The organism is Variovorax paradoxus NBRC 15149 (assembly GCF_001591365.1).
In the GTDB taxonomy this organism is placed as follows: Bacteria; Pseudomonadota; Gammaproteobacteria; order Burkholderiales; family Burkholderiaceae_C; genus Variovorax; species Variovorax paradoxus.
On record NZ_BCUT01000001.1, the window covers coordinates 1440876 to 1462898 of the forward strand.

General features: G+C 65.2%; 19 protein-coding genes. 5 read left to right on the top strand and 14 right to left on the bottom strand.

Annotation, left to right across the window (positions count from 1 at the left end; genetic code table 11):
• Nucleotides 1–3: 3 nt before the first annotated feature.
• Nucleotides 4–621 (bottom strand): ubiquinol-cytochrome c reductase iron-sulfur subunit, encoded by a 618-nt coding sequence (gene petA / locus VPA02S_RS06870; protein WP_012746349.1) that lies wholly within the window; start codon nt 619–621, stop codon nt 4–6.
• A 283-nt stretch (nt 622–904) separates the two neighbouring features.
• Between petA and VPA02S_RS06875 the strand changes: the two genes are divergently transcribed.
• The 3 genes from VPA02S_RS06875 (at nt 905) to VPA02S_RS06885 (ending at nt 5051) form a co-directional block, all read left to right on the top strand.
• Nucleotides 905–1204 (top strand): hypothetical protein, encoded by a 300-nt coding sequence (locus tag VPA02S_RS06875; RefSeq protein WP_018906501.1) that lies wholly within the window; start codon nt 905–907, stop codon nt 1202–1204.
• Between the two features lie 134 nt (nt 1205–1338).
• Nucleotides 1339–1959 carry a YjbF family lipoprotein gene (locus tag VPA02S_RS06880; protein ID WP_062363012.1) on the top strand — a complete coding sequence of 207 codons (621 nt, stop codon included), beginning with the start codon at nt 1339–1341 and terminating at the stop codon, nt 1957–1959.
• Entirely contained in the window at nt 1956–5051 is a 3096-nt protein-coding gene (locus VPA02S_RS06885; RefSeq protein WP_062363015.1) for a YjbH domain-containing protein, read from the top strand. Before VPA02S_RS06880 ends, VPA02S_RS06885 begins: the two co-directional genes overlap by 4 nt.
• A 64-nt stretch (nt 5052–5115) precedes the next feature.
• On the opposite strand, the gene VPA02S_RS06890 is transcribed toward VPA02S_RS06885, so the two are convergent.
• The 9 genes from VPA02S_RS06890 to VPA02S_RS06930 form a co-directional block, all read right to left on the bottom strand.
• Entirely contained in the window at nt 5116–6345 is a 1230-nt protein-coding gene (locus VPA02S_RS06890; protein WP_062363018.1) for a lipopolysaccharide biosynthesis protein, read from the bottom strand.
• A gap of 16 nt (nt 6346–6361) precedes the next feature.
• The gene (locus tag VPA02S_RS06895; protein ID WP_062363020.1) at nt 6362–7642 is read right to left on the bottom strand and encodes a glycoside hydrolase 5 family protein; all 1281 of its coding nucleotides are present in this window, start codon (nt 7640–7642) and stop codon (nt 6362–6364) included.
• Nucleotides 7639–8706 carry a glycosyltransferase family 4 protein gene (locus VPA02S_RS06900; protein WP_012746343.1) on the bottom strand — a complete coding sequence of 356 codons (1068 nt, stop codon included), beginning with the start codon at nt 8704–8706 and terminating at the stop codon, nt 7639–7641. The genes VPA02S_RS06895 and VPA02S_RS06900 overlap by 4 nt, the downstream gene beginning before the upstream one ends.
• A 9-nt stretch (nt 8707–8715) precedes the next feature.
• Nucleotides 8716–9864, bottom strand: a complete 1149-nt coding sequence (locus tag VPA02S_RS06905; RefSeq protein WP_244883400.1) for a polysaccharide pyruvyl transferase family protein — start codon at nt 9862–9864, stop codon at nt 8716–8718.
• A 39-nt stretch (nt 9865–9903) separates the two neighbouring features.
• On the bottom strand, nt 9904–10617 hold the full coding sequence (locus VPA02S_RS06910; RefSeq protein ID WP_062363026.1) for a sugar transferase: 714 nt from the start codon (nt 10615–10617) through the stop codon (nt 9904–9906).
• A gap of 342 nt (nt 10618–10959) precedes the next feature.
• Complete coding sequence (locus VPA02S_RS06915; protein WP_062363029.1) at nt 10960–13212, bottom strand: polysaccharide biosynthesis tyrosine autokinase; 2253 nt, start codon at nt 13210–13212, stop codon at nt 10960–10962.
• Complete coding sequence (locus VPA02S_RS06920) at nt 13209–13664, bottom strand: low molecular weight protein-tyrosine-phosphatase (protein ID WP_012746339.1); 456 nt, start codon at nt 13662–13664, stop codon at nt 13209–13211. Before VPA02S_RS06920 ends, VPA02S_RS06915 begins: the two co-directional genes overlap by 4 nt.
• Nucleotides 13661–14824 (bottom strand): polysaccharide biosynthesis/export family protein, encoded by a 1164-nt coding sequence (locus VPA02S_RS06925; RefSeq protein ID WP_012746338.1) that lies wholly within the window; start codon nt 14822–14824, stop codon nt 13661–13663. Before VPA02S_RS06925 ends, VPA02S_RS06920 begins: the two co-directional genes overlap by 4 nt.
• 371 nt (nt 14825–15195) lie before the next feature.
• A complete protein-coding gene (locus VPA02S_RS06930; RefSeq protein ID WP_012746337.1) occupies nt 15196–15888 on the bottom strand; it encodes a phosphatase PAP2 family protein in 693 nt (230 codons plus the stop codon).
• Nucleotides 15889–15999: 111 nt separating this feature from the next.
• Between VPA02S_RS06930 and mscL the strand changes: the two genes are divergently transcribed.
• Nucleotides 16000–16431, top strand: a complete 432-nt coding sequence (mscL, locus tag VPA02S_RS06935) for a large conductance mechanosensitive channel protein MscL (protein WP_012746336.1) — start codon at nt 16000–16002, stop codon at nt 16429–16431.
• Nucleotides 16432–16454: 23 nt separating this feature from the next.
• On the opposite strand, the gene pdxA is transcribed toward mscL, so the two are convergent.
• The 3 genes from pdxA to VPA02S_RS06950 form a co-directional block, all read right to left on the bottom strand.
• A complete protein-coding gene (gene pdxA / locus VPA02S_RS06940; protein WP_062363032.1) occupies nt 16455–17504 on the bottom strand; it encodes a 4-hydroxythreonine-4-phosphate dehydrogenase PdxA in 1050 nt (349 codons plus the stop codon).
• Nucleotides 17505–17566: 62 nt separating this feature from the next.
• Nucleotides 17567–18340 carry a Nif3-like dinuclear metal center hexameric protein gene (locus tag VPA02S_RS06945; RefSeq protein WP_018906512.1) on the bottom strand — a complete coding sequence of 258 codons (774 nt, stop codon included), beginning with the start codon at nt 18338–18340 and terminating at the stop codon, nt 17567–17569.
• Nucleotides 18337–19680: an MFS transporter gene (locus VPA02S_RS06950; protein ID WP_018906513.1), complete on the bottom strand. Its 1344-nt coding sequence runs from the start codon at nt 19678–19680 to the stop codon at nt 18337–18339. The genes VPA02S_RS06945 and VPA02S_RS06950 overlap by 4 nt, the downstream gene beginning before the upstream one ends.
• Nucleotides 19681–19969: 289 nt before the next feature.
• Here VPA02S_RS06950 and VPA02S_RS06955 point away from each other — a divergent pair, with 289 nt between their 5' ends.
• Nucleotides 19970–21130, top strand: coding sequence for a S1C family serine protease (locus VPA02S_RS06955; RefSeq protein WP_012746332.1), 1161 nt, complete (start codon nt 19970–19972; stop codon nt 21128–21130).
• 4 nt (nt 21131–21134) lie between these two features.
• On the opposite strand, the gene tatC is transcribed toward VPA02S_RS06955, so the two are convergent.
• Nucleotides 21135–21953, bottom strand: coding sequence for a twin-arginine translocase subunit TatC (tatC, locus tag VPA02S_RS06960; protein WP_012746331.1), 819 nt, complete (start codon nt 21951–21953; stop codon nt 21135–21137).
• Nucleotides 21954–22023: the final 70 nt, after the last annotated feature.

The window sequence follows — 22023 nt, forward strand, 5'->3', positions numbered from 1 at the left end:
GCCTCAGGCCTTCTTGGAGTCTTCACCGATCAGGAGCTTGGTGTCCGACAGGTACATGTGCGGCGGCACAGGCAGGTTGTCGGGCGCGGGCTTGTTCTTGAAGACGCGGCCGGCCAGGTCGAACGTGGAACCGTGGCAAGGGCAGAGGAAGCCGCCTTCCCAGTCGCTCGGCAGCGAAGGCTGCGGGCCGGCCTGGAAGCGGTCGGTCGGCGAGCAGCCCAGGTGGGTGCAGATGCCCACCACCACCAGCACGTCGGGCTTGATCGAGCGGTGCTCGTTCTGCGCGTACTTGGGGGTGAATTCGTCGGGGTGCCGCTTGGAGAGCGGATCGGCCAGCTGGCCGTCGAGCTTGGGGAGCTCGGCCACTTGCTCGGGCGAGCGCTTGAGGATCCAGACGGGCTTGCCGCGCCACTCGACGGTGATCTTCTCGCCGACCTTGAGGCCGCCGATGTCGACTTCGACGGCAGCGCCCGCGGCCTTGGCCTTCTCGGAGGGCTGGAACGTACTCACAAAGGGAATCGCGGTGGCCACGCCTCCCGCTACGCCGGCACAGCTGGATGCGATTAACCACGTCCGCTTGCTTGTGTCGATCCGGGGGGAGCCGGAGGTCATGTCACTCATGGGGATCCTCTAAGTCTTCTTCGCTGGAGCAGGGTCAACCGGCGATTGTAGCGGGCTGTTGCGCGCATATTCAATGGGGCCGGCCTGGCGCTGCGCGAACGCGCATTCCCGGCCATGCGAAAGAGGCAATTAATAACAATGAATTAATCCTGATTTACAAGACATTTCGACACAAGGATTTGCACGCGTAAAAGATGTCTCAAGGGCTAAATTAGTTGCGGCACACTTCGCCAACTGCTAATCTTGTCCCAACTGTTAACTGCTAATTGAGAGGATATTTGCCATGCGAATCGCCCCCCTGATTTCCGCCACTTTCATTGCTGCGCTGGGCATTTCCTCGGCCTTGGCACAAACACAAACGCCCCCGCCGGTCCAGACGCCTGGTCCCCAGCCGGCCAGCGCGACCGGCGCAACCAATTCCGCATTCGGACGCATCACCGCGCAGCAAGCCGGTGGCGTCGCGGCCGCCGTTGGCCTGGCGGCTGCCGTTGGCAGCGGCAATGGCGGCAACAGCGGCGGCGGCAGCGGCACGGGCGGCACCGGCGGCACGGGCACGGGTACAGGCACGACCGGCACGAATTAAACGTGCGGGCCCTCTTCGCGGGAGGGCATTCGCCGAAGGCTCCGCGCGTTGGTCTGGCCACGCGACTTATTGAATGCTGCCTTTTGTCGGCATTTCTTTTGGGCGTTGGCGGCTGTTCTTCCGGATCCTCGGCCATGCTGGCCACGGCGCGGCATATCTATAGCGGCAGCGCCGCGACGCCCCAGCCCACTTTCAACCCGAATTACCGCTATTTGCGGGTCGCCGTCGGCAAGCAGACGGTCTTCATGGTGCTCGGCTACATCGACCAGCGCCCCGAAGGCGCCGTCGAGGTCTGGTACAGCGGCAACGGCGAGGTCGTGAGGCTGCTCGACGGGCGCCTCGTGGGAACCACCGGCCTTCGCACCGATTGGCGCGAGGTGCGCTTTTCCAGCCTGCCCGCGTGGACTGGCGATGCGAACGGCGCGGCGCCAAAGACCTACCAGCGCGAGCGCGACATGATGCCGGGCTACCGGTTCGGCATTCGCGACGAGGTCGTGCGCACGCCCATTGCTGCACCGCAGCAGACCGCGCTGGCCGGCACGGCTGGCGCGTCGCTGCGCTGGTACGAGGAGCGCAGCGTTTCGCATCCGGCGAGCGCCTCGCTGCCTCCGGCGCGCTTTGGCGTTTCGCAAGCGGGCGGCACGCCTCGGGTCGTCTATTCCGAGCAATGTATTTCCAATGACCTGTGTATGAGCTTCGAGCAGTGGACGCCTTCCCCCCCAGCACCCGTCGCAGCGGCGAGCGCTGGTACATGAGCAGTTCGCTCCTGCGTGGCTTCGGCAGACATCCCTGGCCTCTTCGCGCGGCGGTGGCCTGCGCATTGGCGGCGAGTTGCGCCGCCGGCGCGCAGCCCCTGGGCAACAGCCCCGTCGACAACAAAACACCCGCCGACGACGCCGATATCCGTCCCGGCGAGCGGCTGAGCGCCTGGCTGCTGCGCCAGCCGGCCGAAACGGCCTCCCCGGGACTGTCATGGCGCATCCCGCAAGAGCGCTTGGCGCAGCAGTTCCTGAAGAACACCCTGCTGCTGCGGCTCGATGCCGCCAGCCGGCGCGTGCCGCCGGAAGAGCAGGGCCGGCGCAAGCAGTTGATGGCTTGGCTGCAGGGCCTGCCGGTGACCGGCCGCGTCGCGCTCGGCATCGTCGATCCGCGCTGGCTGCAGGCGCACCCGGAAGAAGATCCGGTGCTGACGGCCGGCCAGCAGCTGGTGGCGCCGCCGCCAGCGCTGAAGACCATCTCGGTCCTGCAGCCCGATGGGCAGCTTTGCCAGGTGGCCCATGAACCCGGCCGCACGGCGTGGGACTATGTCGCCGCCTGCAGCCCCGAGGGCAAGCACGACTGGGCCTGGGTCGCCCAGCCCGACGGGCGCACCGCCCGCGTGGGCGTAGCGCCCTGGAATGCGCATCCCTCGAACGAGCCGGCGCCGGGCGCATGGGTCTGGGCCGCGCCGCGCGGCATGGACGACCTGGAGGCGATCTCCGAGGGCATCATCAAGTTTCTGGCCACGCAAGGGCCGTCGCCGCAAGGCGGCGCGGTCCTGCAGCCTTCGGCGGGTGCGGCCGTACCGGCCGCCGCCATCGCCGCACCCGCTGCACCGCCCGCCCTGCCTGCCTTGCCCGACGTGCCGCCGGCACCTGCCGCGCCGGCGCCATCGACGGCCATTTCCGTGCGTCCCGAAGCAGCACCGCAATACCGCGCGCTCCAGACGAGCGGCAACGACTGGGGCGAGACCGGCCTGCTGCAGACGCCCACCGCGCGCATGGGCCAGGCGGGCGACATGCGGACCTCGCTCACGCACGTCTCGCCCTACACGCGGCTGAACGTCATGTTCCAGCCGCTGGATTGGCTGGAAGCGGGCTTTCGCTACACCTCCATCAGCAACCGGATCTACGGCGTCGGCCTCAGCAACCAGGGCTACAAGGACAAGAGCATCGACCTGAAGGCGCGGCTGTGGAAGGAGTCGGCCTACCTGCCCGAGGTGGCGCTGGGCTTTCGCGACATCGGCGGCACCGGCCTCTTCTCCTCCGAGTACCTGGTGGCCAGCAAGCGCCACGGCGACCTGGATTTCAGCCTCGGCATCGGCTGGGGCTACCTGGGGAGCAGCGGAAACATCAGCAACCCCTTCGGCTTGCTGAGCAGCCGCTTCAAGACCCGCGTGAGCGAGACGACCTGGGGCGGCGCCAACTTCGGCCGGCTCTTTCGCGGACCTGCCGCGCTCTTTGGCGGCGTGCAATGGCGCACGCCCTGGGACCCGCTGACGCTCAAGCTCGAATACGACGGCAACGACTACAAGAACGAGCCGCTCAACAACCCCCAGCGGCAGCGCTCCCCGTTCAACATCGGCCTGGAGTACCGCTACTCCCCCGGCGTGATTTTCTCGGCCGGCTTCGAACGCGGCAACAAGGTGATGCTGGGCCTCACGCTGCAGACCAACCTGGCCACCCTGCAGATGCCCAAGGCGGCAGACCCGCCGGCGCCGAGCTTCTCGCCGGACCCGCCGGCCGCCTCGCCGGGCTGGGCCGCCACCGCGGCCGACATCGAAAGCCGCACGGACTGGACCATCCAGCGCATCGCACCGCAAGGCCAGATGCTGCATGTGTGGATCACCGAAAGCGCCACCGTCTACCGGGATGTGCGGGTCGAGAAGATCATTGCCGTGCTGCATCGCGATGCGCCGGCCTCGATCAAGAACTTCGTGCTCCATTACTCGGAGCGGGGCCTGCCGATGCACGCGCAAGTGGTCAACCGCAATGAATGGGTGACCGCGCACTACCAGGCGCAGACGCCCGGCGAGGTTCGCGCGGCCAGCCAGCGCGACTATGCGCCCCCGCCCGTGGGCTCGGGCGATCCGGCCACCTTCGTTCCGCCGGGCAGCAGCGCCCACACTGCGGCCGCATCCGCAGATGCCTCTTCCGCCACGGCCGACAACAAGGCCCTTGGCCCGTGGGAGCGCCGCAGCGACAAGTTCAGCATCGGCCTCACGCCCAGCCTCGGCCAGATCCTCGGCGGGCCCAACGCATTCGTGCTCTACCAGATCGGCGTGCAGGCGGTGGCGGAATACCGCTTCACGCCCAGCACCTGGGTCAACGGCGCGCTGAACCTGCGCATGGTCGACAACTTCGACAAGTTCACCTACACGGCGGGCAGCAACCTGCCCCGCGTGCGAACCCTGCAGCGCGAGTACGTCACCGCCAGGCGCCTGACCATGCCGGTGCTCCAGCTGACGCACGTCGGCAGGCTCTCCGACAACCAGTACTACAGCGTGTACGGCGGTGCCCTGGAAACCATGTATGCGGGCGTCGGCGGTGAATGGCTCTACCGGCCATGGCGCAGCCGGATCGCCTTCGGGGTCGACTTCAACCACGTGCGCCAGCGCGACTTCGAACAGGACTTCGGCCTGCGCGACTACAAGGTGAACACCGGCCACGCCACGCTCTACTGGGACACCGGCTGGCACGGCGTGCTGGCCAAGATCAGCGCGGGCCAGTACCTGGCGGGCGACCGCGGCGTCACCATCGACATCAGCCGCCGCTTCGACAACGGCGTGGTGCTCGGGGCCTACGCCACCAAGACCAACGTATCGGCCAGGCAGTTCGGCGAAGGCAGCTTCGACAAGGGCATCTATCTTTCCATTCCCTTCGACGCGCTGCTGCCGCGCTCGAACAAGTTCACCGCCAACTTCGCCTGGGCGCCGCTGGTGCGCGACGGCGGTGCGCGGCTCGGCCGGATCCATCCGCTCTACGAGATGACCTCGGCCCGCGACCCGAGCGCCTACAAGTTCGCGCCGCCGGACAGCGGCACGCCGGGCACGGGCGACAACATCCTGAACTTCGAACGGCCGCGCTGACGCGGCGCGGCCGCCAATCCCCTGCCGCGCTCACCCGTGCGGCAGGGCTTTCGAAGAACAGGAATCAGCCGGCCTGGTCCGAGCCGGCTGCGCGCATGATGAAGAACAGCCAGGCCATCATCATGGCCGCCATGCAGGCAAAGCCCAGCGTCATGGCGTTGATGGTCTGGATGTAGGAAATGGGCGGCGTGGCCGCGAGCATGGCCGCAGCGAACACCAGCGCACCGAAGATCGAGCACCACAGAAGCGCACCGGGCCGGCCGGCGGCCCTGAACCCCGTACGCAGGCACATCGTCAGGCCGAAGATGGCGGGCGCGTAGAAGAACGGCGAAAAATCCATGCCGCCGTAGTTCTTGCCGAAGGCCAGCACCACCAGGTACGGGCCCAGCAGCCCCAGCAGGATTCCGCCGATCTCGGCCACCAGGAAACCGAAGACGACGAACTTGACGAACAGGCCAAAGGCGTCCTTGCGCCGATCGGATGCCCAGTTGGCCGCCAGCCTGGGCAGGATGTAGTAGCCCAACGCAAGCAGCACATACTGCATCGGCAGCAGGAAGGTGATGTAGATCTTCAGCAGCCCGCCCTGCACCGAATCCGCCGAGGAGCCCAGCAGCAGGATGGCGCCTCCCGTCATGATCCAGCTCATCAACTGCGAAAGGCTGGCCTTCCAGCCGTAGCTGGCGGCTTCCCCGAGCGTCAGGGCCTGGGCGTTGGCGGCGGCCGGCAGCGGTGCCATCACCTGGCGCAGGCTCGTCGCCACCAGGATGGCAAAGGGCAGCTGGATGACGGCGATCCACAGCAGCGCCTGCGTCCATGACGCCGGCTTCAGGCCGATCAGCACCGCCACGTATCCGACGCAGACCAGCACGCCGGATGCACAGAGCACCAGGTAGCGGCGTCCCACGAGCAGGATGCTTCGGGAAATCCAGAATATTTCATAGCCCGCGATCAGGGCCACGCCGGCCCAGCGGAGCGGCCCCGGAAAGCTCGTGAACTGCCAGGCCAGGAAGCCCGCAATGGAGACCCCCAGCACGAGCGCCCAGCTCCACCAGGCGGCGGACCGGCCCGCGTAGTAGCGCTTGATCAGCAGCGGCTCGTGCACCACCGCCGTATGCACGATGTACTGGAAGCTGACGATCGCCAGGAAGGCCGAGGCAATGCCGAAGTCGGAGGGCGACAGCGCCCGCGCCAGCGCAAAGCTCAGCAGCAGCTGGCTCGCGCTGTAGATGCACTGGTCTGCAACTGCGTAGATCGGACCTGCGAGGCGCTTTCGAATTCCGGACAGGGACGCCATCCTGGGCCTGTTCACCCTATTCCGAAATGGAAAACAGGACCGGATAGTCGGTGGCCTTGGCAGCAAAGCCACCGTCGACGGGGCTGCCGCAGCTGCCGTGGCGCACCTGCGGGAAGAAGTCGACCCGCGTGCACTTTTTTCCCTTGTCGGCGGGAACCAGCACGTTCTGCTCGGCGCTTTGCGTCCACACCACGTGCAGCAGGGAATTGCCGCGGCTCAGCACCAGCTTGTTCAGGCCGGCATTGCTCTGGTATGAAAGCTTCTTCGAATTGCGGGCGATCTTGAGGAATTCGGTGAGGCTCGAAAAGGCTTCCTTCTTTTCGCCGCCCTTCGACTTGAGGCCGAAGTTGTCTTCCCTCGAGATGACGGAGGTTCCCCGGTCCTGCCAGGCATAGAGATTCAGCAGCCTGATGCCCGCGGCCACGTTGGTCAGGTATTCGCGCAGGATCAGCGAAGCCTGGGTGTTGCGGTCCCGCACCGGCAGGTAGGAGGCATAGCCCCACTCGGAAGCGACGATCCCGACCTTTCCGAGCTGTTGCTGGTCCAGCTTTGCGCGCAGCTTTCCATAGTCCGCGATGGCGGTTTCCGGAATGGAGCGGTAGGGATGGATCGATATGTCCGTCAGGCAGTCGGCCTTGGCCGCCGACACGAAGGCATTCTCGAGCTGCGAGGGAACCTGGCCCGGGCTGAAGGGAAGCTTCGCAAAGCCGAATCCCATGACGATCTTCGGCGGCGTCTTCATTTGCGCGATGCTGCGGCAGAACTCGGCGGTCGCGGTTTCAAAGCTCGAGAAAAGCGACGGGTTCAGGAAGGTCTTGTGGTCGGGCTCGTTCCACAGCTCCCAGACGGCGACATCGGCCGCGTGCGCGCTCATGAACTCGAGCGCGAACTTGGCAAACAGCTTTTCGCGCTGGCCTTCTCCCGCTTCCGCCGGGCTCTGCCCCCAGATCTCGCGGCCTCCGAACAAGGTCACGATCGCCTGGAGCCTGGCGTTCTTCACGCGCTTGATCAGGCCCGAGTAGTCGACCGATGCCGGGTTGACGCTCTTCAGCGGCGGCCGCGCGCCGAATCTCACGAATTCGAAGCCCGATGCCCTGATCTCGTTCAGATCCTCGTTCGTGATGGTGGCCGGGTCGATCTGCACGCTCAGCGCGACCGGATATTCCGTGCCCAGTTCGGCGATGCCGCGGGCCTGTGCGGTGCAGGCCACGGCCGCCAGCGCCGCCGAGGCGCACAGCAGCCTGAAGGCACCCCGCAAACGCCCCGCCACCGAAGAAAAAAATGAAGGCTTCTTCACTGTACCGACTCCTTGTACAAGTCCAGGATGGCGGCGTTCATTCGGTCGGCGGTGTATTTCTCTTCGAAAATCTGCCGGCCGGCACGCCCCATCCGCTGCAATTCCTCATCGGAGATCCGATCGATCTCGCGCAGCACGTCGTCCAGCGCGTCGAGCGAAAACAGCCTTCCGTTCCTGCCGTCTTCGACGATGTCGACCAGGCCGCCCACGGCGGATGCAAAAACCGGCTTGCTGCGCGCCATGGCCTCGACCGCGACAAGGCCGAAGCCTTCCCACCGGGAGGGAACGATGACCGCGTCGCACGACCGGTAGGCTTCTTCGAGCTCGTCCTTCTCGAGCCATCCGGCGAACTCGATCTCGCTCGAGCGCGCAAGGGAAAGATCGTTCCTGACGGCGCCGCCCACGATCACGAGCTTGAAGCCGGGCTGGACGCGGGCATAGGCGTCGAGCAAGGCGTCGATGCCCTTCTGCCGGTCGAGCCGCCCCACGAAAAGGACTCTTCGGGGCCGTGCCGGGGCCCTGGGAGCCACCGTGTTTTCCGCAATGGGCGCGGTGGGCTGGATCCCGTTCGGAATGCACTTGCACCGCTTGATGCCGAATTTCTCGGCCACCCGGAACTCGTGGCCGCTGATGCAGATGATCGCGTCGCTCCAATGGGACAGCAGCCATTCGATCCACCGATAGATCGACTTCTTGTACGAGGGCCCGACCTGGTCGAAGGCCCAGCCGTGCGAGCAATAGACGATCTTGGTCTCGGCCGGCACCTGGCCGAGCAGCGCCATGGCGCGAACGATTCCGCCCGGAATCGAGCTGTGCAGGTGCAGCACCGTGGGGCGCTCCGAGCGGATGATTTTCTTGATCTCGGCGGCGTAGCTTGCAAGGGCAAGAGGACTGCGGGCCGTGGGGACCACATGCGTGTCCCGGGAGTCCAGCCACTCCACCGGGCCGGGCAAGATGAACTTGGCCTGGCTGATCACGGGAGAGTTCTGCTGAAAGCCCGAAACCAGCCGAAGATAGGTTTCGAGCCCGCCCTTGAGCGTTTCGGCAACGTGCAATATCTTCATAGGTGCCAATCAGATCAATGCATGGATACCGGCCACCACCTGGCTTCTCAATGCGTCGAGCGCTTTGCGGTCCGGGTGCCGGTCATCGAGCAGGCCCAGCACCGAGGTACCCAGCTTTTCGACGCGGGGCGACAAGTCGAAGAGGTAGCGCTTTCTGCCGGTCAGTTCGAAAAACGACTCCACCTTCTTGTCCCAATTCATTCCTATGGACGGAATGTTCAAACCGTAGGCCACGATATTCGCGTGCAGCCGGTGGGCCACGATGCACGAGCAGGCGCTGATCAAGGCAACGAGTTCATCCGGGTGCCGGGGAACGAGAAAAATCGATTTCGGCGCATCGGAGGCCGAGGAAATTTCTTCCAGGACCTTGTTGTCTTCGGAGGCGCCGTTCGTGAAATAAAGCACCCGCTTTCCCTCGGCCCGCAACGATTCGGCCAGCGTGGCAAAGAATTTGGCCGATTGCGTTGAATTAGAGCCTTCGTATTCGGAATTCATCACCAGCGCATCGAGGCTGCTGACGCAAATTCCGATGTCCCAATTCTTTTCCGGCGAAAGCTCGTCCGAGAAGGCATCGGCGCAGATGAGCGCCGGATCGGGCACCACCTGTATGTCGCTCCTCGGGATTCGGAAGTAATTGTGCAGGTTGCTGGCCGATTCCTGGTCGCGCGTGGCGTAGAAGGCGGGCCTCGCGTTTTTCAGGAATCGCCCGACGAGAAAGCGCCCGAGAAAAGACCATTTCGCCGTCACGCCCACCGACAGGATCACCACCTTCTTTCCACGCAGCAGCCGGCTCAGGAGAAACAGCTTCGCCGGAAAATTGAGCGCCACGTCGCAAAACAGCTGGCCGCCGCCAATGACGATCAGGTCCGCATCGTCGACAGCGGCCTTCCAGTTCTTCCGCCAGCCGAGAAAATAGCCCTTGAGGCAATACAGGAACACGATCACCGACCTGATGAACGAAGGCAGCTTCGCAAAGAGCCGGAATGCGCCGCCGCCGCGCAGGTTTTCTTCCTCGAAGCCGAGCCGGCCGGCAATGTCCAGGAATTCGACCCGGGCCTGCGGATATTTCAGGCCCGCAATATGGGCCAGGGATGCCGCGATGACGCCGTCGCCCAGGTTGTCGCTGAAAGGCACGGCGCAGATAAGGATCTTTTTCATCTGTGAATCAAGCATCGGTTGCCTTCGAAGCCAAGCCGCTCATCGCGACCCGTGGCCCACGGCGACCACCCAGATGGTCCTGATGAAGATGCCGATGTCCCGGCCGACCGACAGCGTCTCGACATAGGCGACATCCAGCGCCACGCGCTTCTTGTAGCTCAGCTGGTTGCGCCCGCTGACCTGCCACAGGCCCGTGATGCCGGGCCGGACGGCGCAATAGAACGACCAGTCCGCCCCGTACAGCATCTTCTGGTCGAGCATGCAGGGCCGGGGGCCGACCAGGCTCATGTCGCCGACCAGCACGTTCCAGAACTGCGGCAGCTCGTCCAGGCTGGTCTTGCGGATGAACTTGCCGAAACGCGTGATGCGCGGGTCGTTTTCGAGCTTCTGGTAGTCGTCCCACTGCTGGCGCGCCACCGGATCGTTGCGCAAGTGCTCCTCCAGGATCTCGGCGGAGTTCCGCAGCATCGAGCGGAACTTGTAGAACTTGAACACGCGCCCTCCCCGCCCGAAGCGCGGCTGGGAATACAGGACAGGCGCCCCGGAAGTGATGAACACGCCCAGGGCGATCAGGACGTAGAGCCAGCCGAAGGCGCAGAAAAAGAACAGGGCGGCCGCAATGTCCACCGCTCTTTTTCCGGCGCGCAGCAGCGCGGGATGCTCCACCCTCGTCCATGCGACGTCGTTCGCAATGGCGCCGATCGCTTCATCGCCTGCGGGCGCCATCGACTCTTCATGGCGGAAATTCGTCATAGGAATGCCCCCTTCTCACATTCGAAGCGGAGGCAAATTTGCAGCTTGAGAACTCTCATTGCAGGAGAACCTTTCGTCTTACAAGCAGGTGCTTGTCCCTTTCGGGTTCAGTGATACGTGGCGGCTTGGTTTTCAGGCCAATACGGCCCTGCACGGAAGCCGTGAAGGTTGCAGCGCAGAAAAATCAATGCGCAGGCCGAGCGATCCAAATACGTAATACAAAAGAGCGACGCACTTGTCTCTAGTCCTTTGTTATTAGCGTTTGATTGATGGCACCGATTGAGTGCGCAATGTGATAATTATCACAATCTCGCTAAATTTTCTCAGAAACTATCCACCAGACTAGGTGGTATCCCTGTTGTTTTTGTATTTATAGTGTGTGTAACGGTAACCACCGTATTTGTAGCTGCTGCTGCCCGCATGGCGCCGGGATAAGTCCATAGCATTCAAAATTACGCCATTGGCCGAGCAGCCCGCGTGCGCCAGCCTTCTGACGCTTTCGTTCAATTCGCCCAGGTGCGTCTTTTCGGCCCGGGCAACGAGCAGAAGAGAGCCTGCGAGCGGCGCCACCGATGCGGTGTCCGCCGCCACCAGCACCGGCGCGGTATCGATAATCACAAGGTCGTAATCCGGCGAAAGCTTTTCCAGGATCTGGGAAAAAGAATCGCTCATGAGCAATTCGGCCGGATTGGGCGGCAGCATGCCGGTCGTCATGACGTCCAGGTTCGGCAGGATCGACGAGCGAATGGCTTTTTCGAAGCCGAGCGTGCCGGCAATCAATTCCGAAAGGCCGGACGAGCGCGAAAGGGAGAAGAACTGGTTGACCCGGCCCTTGCGCAGGTCGGCGTCGATCAGCAGGACCTTCTTTCCTGACGCAGCGGTGATGGCCGCGAAATTGACCGAGACGAAGGTCTTCCCGACTCCCGGCGTCGCGCCGGAGATGAGCAGGCGGTTGTTGGGCGCCTCCAGCATGGCGAACTGCAATGCGGTCCGCAGGCTGCGCAGGCTTTCGACCGCGGGATCCTCCGATTGCTGGAGCGCGAGAATGTGCATTCCCGGCGCCCTGCTCTCGATGTTCTTGTCGATCGTGCGCTGGGCCGGGCTCAACGGGATGCTGCTGTACACGTTGAGGCCCGTGTGCATCTCGATCTCGCTCGGATTGCGGATGCCGCCGAACAGCGAGTTCTTGGCAATGGCGAGCACGACGCCGGCCCCCAGGCCCAGCAGCAGCGCCAGGACGATGATCAGCGGCCGCTTGGGCCAGACGGGCTCCTCGGGAATGATGGCGTCGTCCAGCAGGCGCACGTTGCCGACCTTGCCTTCCTTGGCCAGCCGCATCTGCAGTGAGCTGTTCAGGAGCGACACGTAGAGGTCGGTGTTGACCTTGATGTCGCGCTGCATCTGAACGGTGTTCTGCTGCAGCAGCGGCATCTTGCGGATGCGCGAATCGACCGCCGAGATCTGGCTCCGCCATGCCGAAATCTGCGCGTCCAGCGTCTGGAGATTCGGGTGCTTGTCGGTGAAGCGCGCCGAAAGCTCCCGCCGCTTCTGTTCGGCTTCGAGCAGCTTGGACTGCAGGTCGACCGTCTGGGCCAGCGCATTCTTGGCCTCGTCGTCGAGGCTGACGGTGCCGTTCTCGTTTCGATAGCGGTTGTAGAGGTCTTCGGACTGCTCGAGCTGCTTCTTGAACTGCGGCAGCGCGGTGTCCAGGAAGCCCAGGGTCTTCTCGGCCTCGGCAGCCTTGCGCTCGATGTTCTGGCGCACATAGAGCCGCCCGATTTCATTGAGCAGCTGCGTCAGCTTTTCCGGATCCGGGCTTTTCAGGCTGACGTCGAGAACGCCGGACTGCTTGCCTTTCTCGACGACCTTGAGGTTGTCCTGCAGCGACAGCAGCGCCAGTTGCCTGGAGTTGCGGGCCAGCTGGAACTGCGCGCCGGGCTTGGCACTGATGGAGCTGACCAGCAGCCGGAGGCTGCCGCCCGGAACGTTGGCCACGAGCGGGATTCCGACGGTGCCCTTGAGCGGCGTGTCGACGTTGGGAACGAGCAGTTCGTAGCGGTTGTCCGGCCCGAGGGTCAGCATGAAAGGCTTCGCTTCGAGCTCCGCGGGGACGTCGAATTGCGGAACCATGATCGCCTCGGCCCCCGTCACGTAGCCGGAAAGCCCCATGAAGCCCGGGTTCGACAGCTCGGTGGCGCGCCGCGCGAGCCAGCTGCCCACGATGGGTGCATAGCGCGGCTGCGCGCTGATGTACAGCTTGGTGTTCTCCACCGCCTGGCCGAGGATGGCGCGCGACTTGATGATCTCGATCTCGCCCGCGGCCGGCGTCTTCACGCTCAGCAGCGACGACGCCGCATCGCCCAGGAAGCTGCCTGCCGAATTGCCTGAGTCCTCGACCTGCACGGCCACATTGGTTTCGTACATCGGCTGCCCGAAAAGGGCGTAGGCCATGCCAAGCAGCAGGGCCACGGCAACCACGATGGCAATGAACCACCGGTGGTCGATCAGGATGTCCAGGTACTCGACGAGTTTGAACCCGTCGTTCTCCTCTTCCAGCGCGGGCATCGGCAGGGCGGCTTGCTGGGGTGCGTTCATGTCGGTTGCTGCTCAGGTTTTGTAATTTTCAAAATGCGGTCGATCCACGTCCTGGCTCCCACGTCGATGAGCGCCAGGGCATGCTCGAAGGCCGCCTCGTCCTGTTGGTAGGGATCGGGCACGTCCTGCTTGGCGGCCTCGGCAATGCGAAAGACCTTGCCGCGCACAAAGGGGTAGGCCGACTCGAGATGGCGGCGCTGCGCCATGTCCATGACAAGGATCAGGTCCGCCTGCCGGCACAGCATCTGGTTCACCTGCTGCGCCAGGTGGCCGGAAATGTCGATGCCGCGCTCCTGCATGAGCTTTTGCGCCATCGCGTCGGCCGGCTTGCCCACGAGAGCGCCGGTGCCGGCCGACACCACGCGCAGGTGCGGCAGGCCCGCGGCCAGGATGCCTTCGGCCATCGGGCTGCGGCAGATGTTGCCGATGCAGACTGTCAGGACGGATTTCATCTGTGGCGGCTCCAGACCTCGTCGCCGGAATTGATCACTTGCGCAGCCGGCAGGATCAGGCTGGCCAGGCGGTTCCAGGTGACCAGCGGCACCGAATCGATGTAGACGACGTCGCGCGGCTGCAGCGGGAAGCGCTCGGCCAGGCCCAGCGCCGCCGGGTTCCTGGCGTTCAGGTGGAAGATGGCCGGCAAGCCCCGCGCGTTGTTGCGGATGACGTAGATCTGGCCCGTGTTGGCCGAAGTCAGGTTGGGGCCGCCGGCCTCGCCCAGCGCCTCGTTGAGGCTGAGCCGCCCGTTGTGCATGAGCAGCGCCGACGGACGGGCAATTTCGCCCATCACGAACACCTTGCTCTCGTCGCGGTGCCGCACCTGGACCACGTCGCCGTTGCGCAGCGGAATCCTGCTGGCGTCGGCGCCCAGGTCCTGCAGGTTGGGCAGGTTGATGAGCGTGGTCTTGTCGCCGCGCGTGAGCGTCACGAACGAGCGGTCGCCATTGGCGGTGATGCCGCCGGCCCGGCTCAGGGCTTCGGCCAGCGTCATCGGCACGTCGGTGAAGATCTGCAGCCCCGGGTTGCGCACTTCGCCCTCGACGAAGGCGCGCCGGCTTCGGAAGGACTGGATGCGCACCGTGACCTGCGGAGCCTTGATGTAGGTGGCGATGCGGTCGGCGATGAGGTCGGAGGCCTCGATCTCGGTCAGCCCCTGGAGCTTGACACGGCCGATGTAGGGGAAGGTGATCTGCCCGTCCGCGCCGACGATGAAGCCGGGCGCCACGCTGATGCCCGTCGGGTCGGCCTGCTGCGTAATCACCGCACCGGCATTCGGCAGCAGTTCCGGGTGGTCATAGACGATCACGCCCACGACGTCGCCCGGGCCGATGGTGTAGACCGGCGATTCGCCGAAGAGCGCTTTCACCTCCGCAGGAACCGCGGCCGGCTGGGACTCGGCCATCGTGCGGATCAAGGCCGGCGAGATGGACGTGATGACGCCATCCGGCGCACCATCGGCCGGCAGGTACTGGAACTCCGGCGGCAGGCTCTGGTCCGCCTCGTAGGCGCCCATGGAATTGAAGCCCGGTGCGCAGCCCTGCAGCAATAACGCGCCCATTAGGGCAAAACCCCACCCCTTCGGGTTCACGAAGCGTGTCAAATTGATCCCCATTGCACAAATTGGTTTTCAGCAGCCGCGATTCATATGCAAGGCCCGAGCCCAGTTGATATTGGGCGGGACTTTTTTTGCCGCGGTTTGTCAAAGCAAAGCCCGCGCATCGTGGACAGGCGGGCTGGAGCGAATTGTCGCTGCCCGCACATTGACCCATTTCCGTTCAATAGATGCAAAAAATGTGTCTATATGCGGATTAACCCAGGACTTGATGGGGTTATCCCTGAGATCAATGCCTGAAGTGCCTCTTTCATTGGGAAAAAGGGCTTCGATGGCACGCTTGCAACTGTGTCCTGCAGTTTGCAAATGTGAACTATCAATTAACCGGCTGCGCGGAGCAATTGTGGCGCTCCGGCCACAAATCTTCCGCCTCAATCGCTTGGTGAAAAGCTTTGCTCTTTTGTAAGGAACTGTGTGCTGTTGGCAGGCTGACGCACGGCCCTGCGGTTCTGCAGGAGATCGGCACGGGTGAACGGGCGCTCGATGCCCGCCATCCACGCGGCAAGCGTTTCCAGCGCGTCCTGTGTGGGTGCAGGCCGCCCCACTATGAAAAAGAGGAGCGGCAGCGCCATCGCCAAGGTGAGCCAGCGGGGTGTCCTGACCAACATGGACTGGTGCCAATGCAACAGCAAAAAGCTTGCGCTTACAACTGTTCCAAGCATCGCACCCGTGACGACCTCTGCGGTGGAGTGAACTTCGAGGGCCAGGCGCGACACGCCGATGAAGACGCCCCATACCCATCCCGATACCGCAGCCGCCATGCGCACCTTTGGTGCGCGGCGCCGCGCCGCCAGCCAGAAAACGACCGGCCAGACGCTGGTTGCCAGCGCGGTATGTCCGCTGAAGCCGATGAAATCGAAATGGGCGCTGCCAATGCCCCAGCCCATGAACAGAAGCTTGGACAGCATCACGATGAAACCGCAACCGCCGAATAGCAGCGTCCACCGCACCGCCGCCGGGCGCGTGCCGCGGTCGATTGCGAGCCAAATAGCAATTCCCAATGCGGTGGGCAACAGGAAGCCGCTGTCACCGAAGCCGGTGGCAATTAACCAGAAATTATTCATTAACGTGAAATAAGTGCGCTTTTCTATTGCTTCGCCATCGCCGGCCGGAGCCGTTCCGAAGGCATACTTGCGGCACCTTCAACACCAGCGCTCCTGGAGCATATTGAAATCATGAGCATCCTCAGTGAGTTCAAGGAATTTGCCGTCAAGGGCAACGTGATCGATCTCGCAGTCGGCGTGATCATTGGCGCAGCATTCGGAAAGATCGTCGATTCGATCGTTGCCGACATCATCATGCCGGTCGTCGGGCTGGTGTTCGGCAAGCTGGATTTCTCTAACCTGTACGTGGTGCTGGGCACCGTGCCGGCGGGGGTCGCCAACAACCTGGCCGACCTCAAGAAGGCCGGCGTGCCGGTGCTGGCCTATGGCAACTTCATCACCATCGCGGTCAACTTCGTGATCCTTGCCTTCATCATCTTCATGATGGTCAAGCAGATCAACAAGCTGCGCAAGACGCATGCCGAGGCGCCCGCGGCACCGGTGGCACCGCCGGAGGACATCGCCCTCCTGCGCGAAATCCGCGACAGCCTGAAGCGCCCCTGAGCCGCCCTCGCGCGCCTTCCTGATCAGGCGCCCGCCAAGGTTCTGGCCATGCGCAGCGCCTCGACGAGGCTCGACGCATCGGCCCGGCCGGTGCCTGCAATGTCGAATGCGGTGCCGTGGTCGGGGCTGGTGCGCACCAGCGGCAGGCCCAGCGTCACGTTCACGCCCTTCTCCACGCCAAGGTACTTGACCGGGATCAGGCCCTGGTCGTGGTACATCGCAATCACCACGTCGAACTCGCCGCTCCCCGGCACCCCGGGCCTGGCACGCGCGCGCATGAAGACGGTGTCGGGCGCATAAGGCCCGTGGGCGTCGATGCCTTCGGCAAGGGCGGCCGCAATGGCCGGCGCAATGATGTCGCGCTCTTCGGAGCCGAACAGTCCGCCCTCGCCCGCATGCGGATTGAGGCCGGCCACGCCAATACGCGGCGCCCGCCCGAGCATGCGCTGCAAGGCGCGGTGGGTGATGCGCAGCGTCTCCAGCACGCTGCCGAAGCTCACGGCCGTGATGGCGTCGCGCAGCGACATGTGAATGCTCACCAGCACGGTGCGCAGCTCGTCGTTGGCCAGCATCATGCGCACCGGCATGCCGTCCACCGCGAGGCCCGCATGCGCAGCGGCCTCGGCCTGCAGCAGCTCGGTATGGCCGGGATAGGGAAAACCGGCCGCGGCCAGTGCTTCCTTGTGCAGCGGCGCCGTGACGATGGCGGCGATCTCGCCACGCAAGGCGGCGCGCGCAGCCCAGACCACGCAGTGGCCGGCCACGCGGCCGGCTTCGGCGCTGATGCGGCCCGGCACGATGTCTTCCGCCGGCGCGGCCACCACCTGCAGCACCGGGATGCAGCCCGGCGGCACCGCGGCCGCTTCGGCAATGCGCTCGATCCGCGCCACCGGCCAGGCGGGTTGCCCCGGCGAGGCCAGCGCCTGCGATGCCCGGCGCATCGCGGCCACGTCGCCGGCCACGAACGCGCCGCGCGCGGCGTCGGGTGCCTGGCGGAAGGCCTTGGCGATGATTTCCGGGCCGATGCCCGCGGGATCGCCCAGCGTGATGGCAAGGGGAGCGTGGCCGTTCATCGGAATACCTTCGCCCTGGCGGGCTGCGGTGCGAGCTTGCTTGGGGCGGCCCGGCGCTGCGTTCATGCCGGATTGTCGATGTCGATGAACTCGTGCTTCAGCCCGAGCTGGGCCGCCACGTGCCCGGCCACCGCCTGCGCGCCGTAGCGCTCGGTGGCATGGTGGCCGCAGGCCAGGAAGGCGACGCCCATCTCGCGGGCGTAGTGGGCCTGGGGTTCGGAGATCTCGCCGGTGATGAAGGCGTCGGCCCCGGCCGCAATGGCCGCCTCGAAGTAGCCCTGGGCGCCGCCCGTGCACCACGCGACGTTCTTGATCGGGCGGTGCGCCGTATCCACCAGGGTGACGGGCCGCTTCAGCACCTTTTCCGCGTGCGCGGCCAGTTCCTTGGCGCTGGCAAAGGCTTCCCCGTTGTCGCGCGCGCCCAGGAAGCCCAGCTCCTGCTCGCCGAAGCGCCCGGTCGAGCCCGCATGGGCGAGCAGGCCGAGCTGCAGGCCGAGCTGTGCGTTGTTGCCCAGCTCCGGATGCGCATCGAGCGGCAGGTGATAGGCAAAAAGGTTGACGTCGTCGCCCAGCAGCAGCCCCAGGCGCTGCTTCATCCAGCCGGTGACGCAGCCGTCCTGGCCGCGCCAGAACAGGCCGTGGTGCACGAAGATCGCGTCGGCCTCGGCATGGATGGCGGCCTCGATCAGCGCGCGGCTCGCCGTGACGCCGGAGACGATCTTCCGCACCACGGTGCGGCCCTCGACCTGCAGGCCATTGGGTCCGTAGTCCTTGAAGCGCGACGGCGCAAGGAGCAGGTCGAAGGCATGCAGCAATTCATGGCGAGTGGTGCTCATCGCGCCATTGTCGCGCTCCCGATGCCGTCGCGCATCGCATGGCCGCGCGCCGCCAATGGCCACAGGGCCAGCACGAAGCCCAGCCCGGCCAGCACGGCGACGTAGTGCGCCGGTGCCATGGTGTCGTGCTGCAGCCAGAGCGTGAGGATCACCGGCGTGAGGCCGCCGAACACCGCATACGACATGTTGTAGGCAAACGAAAGCCCCGTGAAGCGCACCGGCGCCGGAAACGCGCGCACGCCGGCGATCGGCACGGTGGCGATGGTGCCCACGAACAATCCCACCAGGCCGTAGTGCCAGAACAGCGTGGCCGGCGTGCCGGGCAGTCCCGTGTAGAAAAGATAGGCCGTTGCGAACAACCCGCCCCATCCGATGAGCATCACGGCACGCGTGCCGATGCGGTCGCTGGCCCAGCCTGCCAGCACGCAGCCGATGGTCAGCGTCAGCGTGGCCAGGGCGTTGGCTTCCAGCGCCAGCGCTGCCGGAATGTGGTGCACCTTCTGCAGGTAGGTGGGCGTGTAAAGCACCACCACCACGATGGCGGCCGACAGCACCCAGGTCAAGAGCGCCACGTAGACGCTGGCCGCGCGGTGCTCGCGCAGCACGGTGCGCAGCGGCAGCTCGCGGGCCACCGTCCTGCGGCCTGCCAGTTCCTTGAAGACCGGCGTCTCGTGCAGGAAGCGGCGCAGGTACACCGAGACGAGGCCGAACACCCCGCCCAGCACGAAGGGAATGCGCCAGGCGAAGCCGCTCACCTCCGCCGGCGAATAGTGGCGGTTGATGGCCACGGCCACCAGCGAGCCCAGCAGGATGCCGCCCGTGATGCCCGAAGTCAGCGCGCCGATGCCGAAGCCGTAGCGCTGCGCCGGCACGTGCTCGCCGATGAAGACCCAGGCGCCCGGCATCTCGCCGCCGATGGCCGCGCCCTGCAGCACGCGCATCGCGAGCAGCAGCAAGGGTGCGGCGATGCCGATGCTCGCGTAGGTGGGCAAGAGGCCGATGACCAGCGTGGGCGCCGCCATCAGGAAGATCGACAGCGTGAACATGCGCTTGCGGCCGAGCAGGTCGCCGAAATGCGCAATGACGATGCCGCCCACCGGGCGGGCCAGGTAGCCGGCCGCGAAGATGCCGAAAGTCTGGAGCTGCCGCAGCCAGTCGGGCATGTCGGCGGGGAAGAAAAGCGCACCCAGCACGGTGGCGAAGAACACGTAGATGACGAAGTCGTAGAACTCCAGCGTGCCGCCGAGCGCGGACAGGGCCAGGGTCTTGTAGTCGCGCGCGTCGAGCGTGCGCGCCGGCACCGGCTGCGTGCCGTCCGGGGAGATTGCGTGAGAAGTCATGGCGGGCAGGGAGGTCGTTGCCGCGCGCCGGGGCCGCCGAGGGATGGGAAGCGGAAAATCGGCGCGCCGGCGAAACGCCTGGCCGCGTCCGCCGGATGGGCGGCGCGGAAGGCCGGAGCTCGGAGCCGTGTGGGCTCGCTGCGCGATGCTAAGGGTTATCCCTTATTGGCGCACGAGGCCTTTGTCATTCTCGACCGCAGCGCGCGGTTTCTGGCGGCTGGGGGTTGAGGGACAATGGACCCGTCGGCGCCGCGTGGACGGCGCGTTCCCCCGTTTTATCTCAAGCTTCATGAAACGCACCTGGCTGCTCTTTGCCCAAGCCGTGACCGTCCTTTTGGCGGCCTACTTCGTTGTTGCCACGCTCAAGCCCGAGTGGATCAACCGCCGCGCCACCTCGCTGGGCGGCGTGGTCTCGATCGTCGAGGCGCCGGCGGGCGCCCCCGCGGTGCCGGCGGCCGGCAGCCTGAGCGCGGCCGCAAAGAAAGCCTCGCCGGCCGTCGTGAGCATCAACACCAGCAAGGCGGCGCAGCGCCATCCCCGCAGCAACGATCCGTGGTTCCGCTTTTTCTTCGGCGACCAGGGCGACCAGCCCCAGGTCGGCCTGGGCAGCGGCGTGATCGTGAGCGCCGAGGGCTACATCCTCACCAACAACCACGTGGTCGAAGGCGCGGACGAGATCGAGGTCACCCTCAACGACAGCCGCCACACGCGCGCCAAGGTGATCGGCACCGACCCGGACACCGACCTTGCCGTGCTCAAGATCGAGATGGACAAGCTGCCCGCGATCGTGCTGGGCAATTCCGACGAGCTCCAGGTGGGCGACCAGGTGCTGGCCATTGGCAATCCCTTCGGCGTGGGCCAGACCGTCACCAGCGGCATCGTCTCGGCGCTCGGGCGCAACCAGCTCGGCATCAACAACTTCGAGAACTTCATCCAGACCGACGCGGCCATCAATCCCGGCAATTCGGGCGGCGCGCTGATCGACGTCAACGGCAACCTGCAGGGCGTCAACACCGCCATCTATTCACGCTCGGGCGGCAGCATGGGCATCGGCTTCGCGATTCCCGTTTCCATGGCAAAGATCGTGCTCGAGGGCATCGTGAAGGACGGCCAGGTGCGCCGCGGCTGGATCGGCGTCGAGCCGAACGAACTCTCGCCCGAGCTGGCCGAGACCTTCGGCGTGAAGGCCGATGCCGGCGTCATCATCACCGGCGTGCTGCAGAACGGGCCGGCAGCCAAGGCCGGCATCCGGCCGGGCGACGTGATCACTTCGGTCGGCGAAAAGAAGACCGACAACGTGCAGGCCCTGCTGACCGCCGTGGCCGGCCTCAAGCCCGGCAGCACCACGCGCTTCGCACTGCAGCGCGGCACCGACAAGATGGAACTGGACGTGACGCCGGGCCTGCGGCCCAAGAGCCCGATGCGGCAGGTGCCGAACCAGCCCGAGTGAGCGCTCAGGAAGACGCCGACGAATCGGCGCTTTCTTTTTCTTCCTCTTCGGATTTCTTGGTGGTATTTGCGAAATAGCGCGCGCCGATGATGCCGACCTCGTAGAGCAGGCACATCGGCACCGCCAGCGCAAGCTGCGACACCACGTCCGGCGGCGTGAGCACCGCGGCCACCACGAAAGCCACCACGATGAAGTAGCCGCGGAAGGACTTGAGCTTCTCGATGGTGACCATCTCGAAGCGCACCAGCAGCATCACGACGATCGGCACCTGGAAGGCCACGCCGAACGCGATGTAGAGCGAGAGGATGGCCTCGACGTACGAGGAGATGTCGGGCGTGGCCGCCACCGCGGCCGGCGTGAACTTCTGGATGAAGCTGAACATCTTGTCCAGCACGAAGAACTGCACGAAGGCGATGCCCGCATAGGCCAGCAGGCTGCCGAAGAAGATCAGCGGCAGCGCAAAGCGCTTTTCATGGCTGTAGAGCCCCGGCGCAATGAACATCCAGGCCTGGTACATGAGCCAGGGCAGCGCCAGCAGCACCGCCGTCATCATGAGCACCTTGAGCGGCACGAAGAACGGCGAGAACACGCCAATGGCGATGAGCTTGGCGTCCGGCGGCATGTGTGCGCGGATCGGCATTGCGATCAGGTCGATCAGCCCGCCCGGGCCGGGCCAGATGGCCAGCAGGATGCCCGCGACCGCCAGGCCGTAGACGCAGTAGAGCAGCCGGTCGCGCAGCTCGACCAGATGTTGCACGAACGGTTGCTCGGTGCCCGCCAGCTCGTCTTCTGCGTCTTTGTTCTTGTTGTCGGAATCGGCCATTGGAAAGAGAAAAAGCAGGAGAAAAGCGTGGCTTCGGCCGGCGTGCGGCGCACGAGGGACGCGCTGGTGG

Bases quoted from the DNA above. Each gene is read 5' to 3' on its own strand.
- petA (WP_012746349.1), bottom strand. From the start codon at position 621: ATGAGTGACATGACCTCCGGCTCCCCCCGGATCGACACAAGCAAGCGG.
- VPA02S_RS06875 (WP_018906501.1), top strand. From the start codon at position 905: ATGCGAATCGCCCCCCTGATTTCCGCCACTTTCATTGCTGCGCTGGGC.
- VPA02S_RS06880 (WP_062363012.1), top strand. From the start codon at position 1,339: ATGCTGGCCACGGCGCGGCATATCTATAGCGGCAGCGCCGCGACGCCC.
- VPA02S_RS06885 (WP_062363015.1), top strand. From the start codon at position 1,956: ATGAGCAGTTCGCTCCTGCGTGGCTTCGGCAGACATCCCTGGCCTCTT.
- VPA02S_RS06890 (WP_062363018.1), bottom strand. From the start codon at position 6,345: ATGGCGTCCCTGTCCGGAATTCGAAAGCGCCTCGCAGGTCCGATCTAC.
- VPA02S_RS06900 (WP_012746343.1), bottom strand. From the start codon at position 8,706: ATGAAGATATTGCACGTTGCCGAAACGCTCAAGGGCGGGCTCGAAACC.
- VPA02S_RS06905 (WP_244883400.1), bottom strand. From the start codon at position 9,864: ATGAAAAAGATCCTTATCTGCGCCGTGCCTTTCAGCGACAACCTGGGC.
- VPA02S_RS06910 (WP_062363026.1), bottom strand. From the start codon at position 10,617: ATGACGAATTTCCGCCATGAAGAGTCGATGGCGCCCGCAGGCGATGAA.
- VPA02S_RS06915 (WP_062363029.1), bottom strand. From the start codon at position 13,212: ATGAACGCACCCCAGCAAGCCGCCCTGCCGATGCCCGCGCTGGAAGAG.
- VPA02S_RS06920 (WP_012746339.1), bottom strand. From the start codon at position 13,664: ATGAAATCCGTCCTGACAGTCTGCATCGGCAACATCTGCCGCAGCCCG.
- VPA02S_RS06925 (WP_012746338.1), bottom strand. From the start codon at position 14,824: ATGGGGATCAATTTGACACGCTTCGTGAACCCGAAGGGGTGGGGTTTT.
- VPA02S_RS06930 (WP_012746337.1), bottom strand. From the start codon at position 15,888: ATGAATAATTTCTGGTTAATTGCCACCGGCTTCGGTGACAGCGGCTTC.
- mscL (WP_012746336.1), top strand. From the start codon at position 16,000: ATGAGCATCCTCAGTGAGTTCAAGGAATTTGCCGTCAAGGGCAACGTG.
- pdxA (WP_062363032.1), bottom strand. From the start codon at position 17,504: ATGAACGGCCACGCTCCCCTTGCCATCACGCTGGGCGATCCCGCGGGC.
- VPA02S_RS06945 (WP_018906512.1), bottom strand. From the start codon at position 18,340: ATGAGCACCACTCGCCATGAATTGCTGCATGCCTTCGACCTGCTCCTT.
- VPA02S_RS06950 (WP_018906513.1), bottom strand. From the start codon at position 19,680: ATGACTTCTCACGCAATCTCCCCGGACGGCACGCAGCCGGTGCCGGCG.
- VPA02S_RS06955 (WP_012746332.1), top strand. From the start codon at position 19,970: ATGAAACGCACCTGGCTGCTCTTTGCCCAAGCCGTGACCGTCCTTTTG.
- tatC (WP_012746331.1), bottom strand. From the start codon at position 21,953: ATGGCCGATTCCGACAACAAGAACAAAGACGCAGAAGACGAGCTGGCG.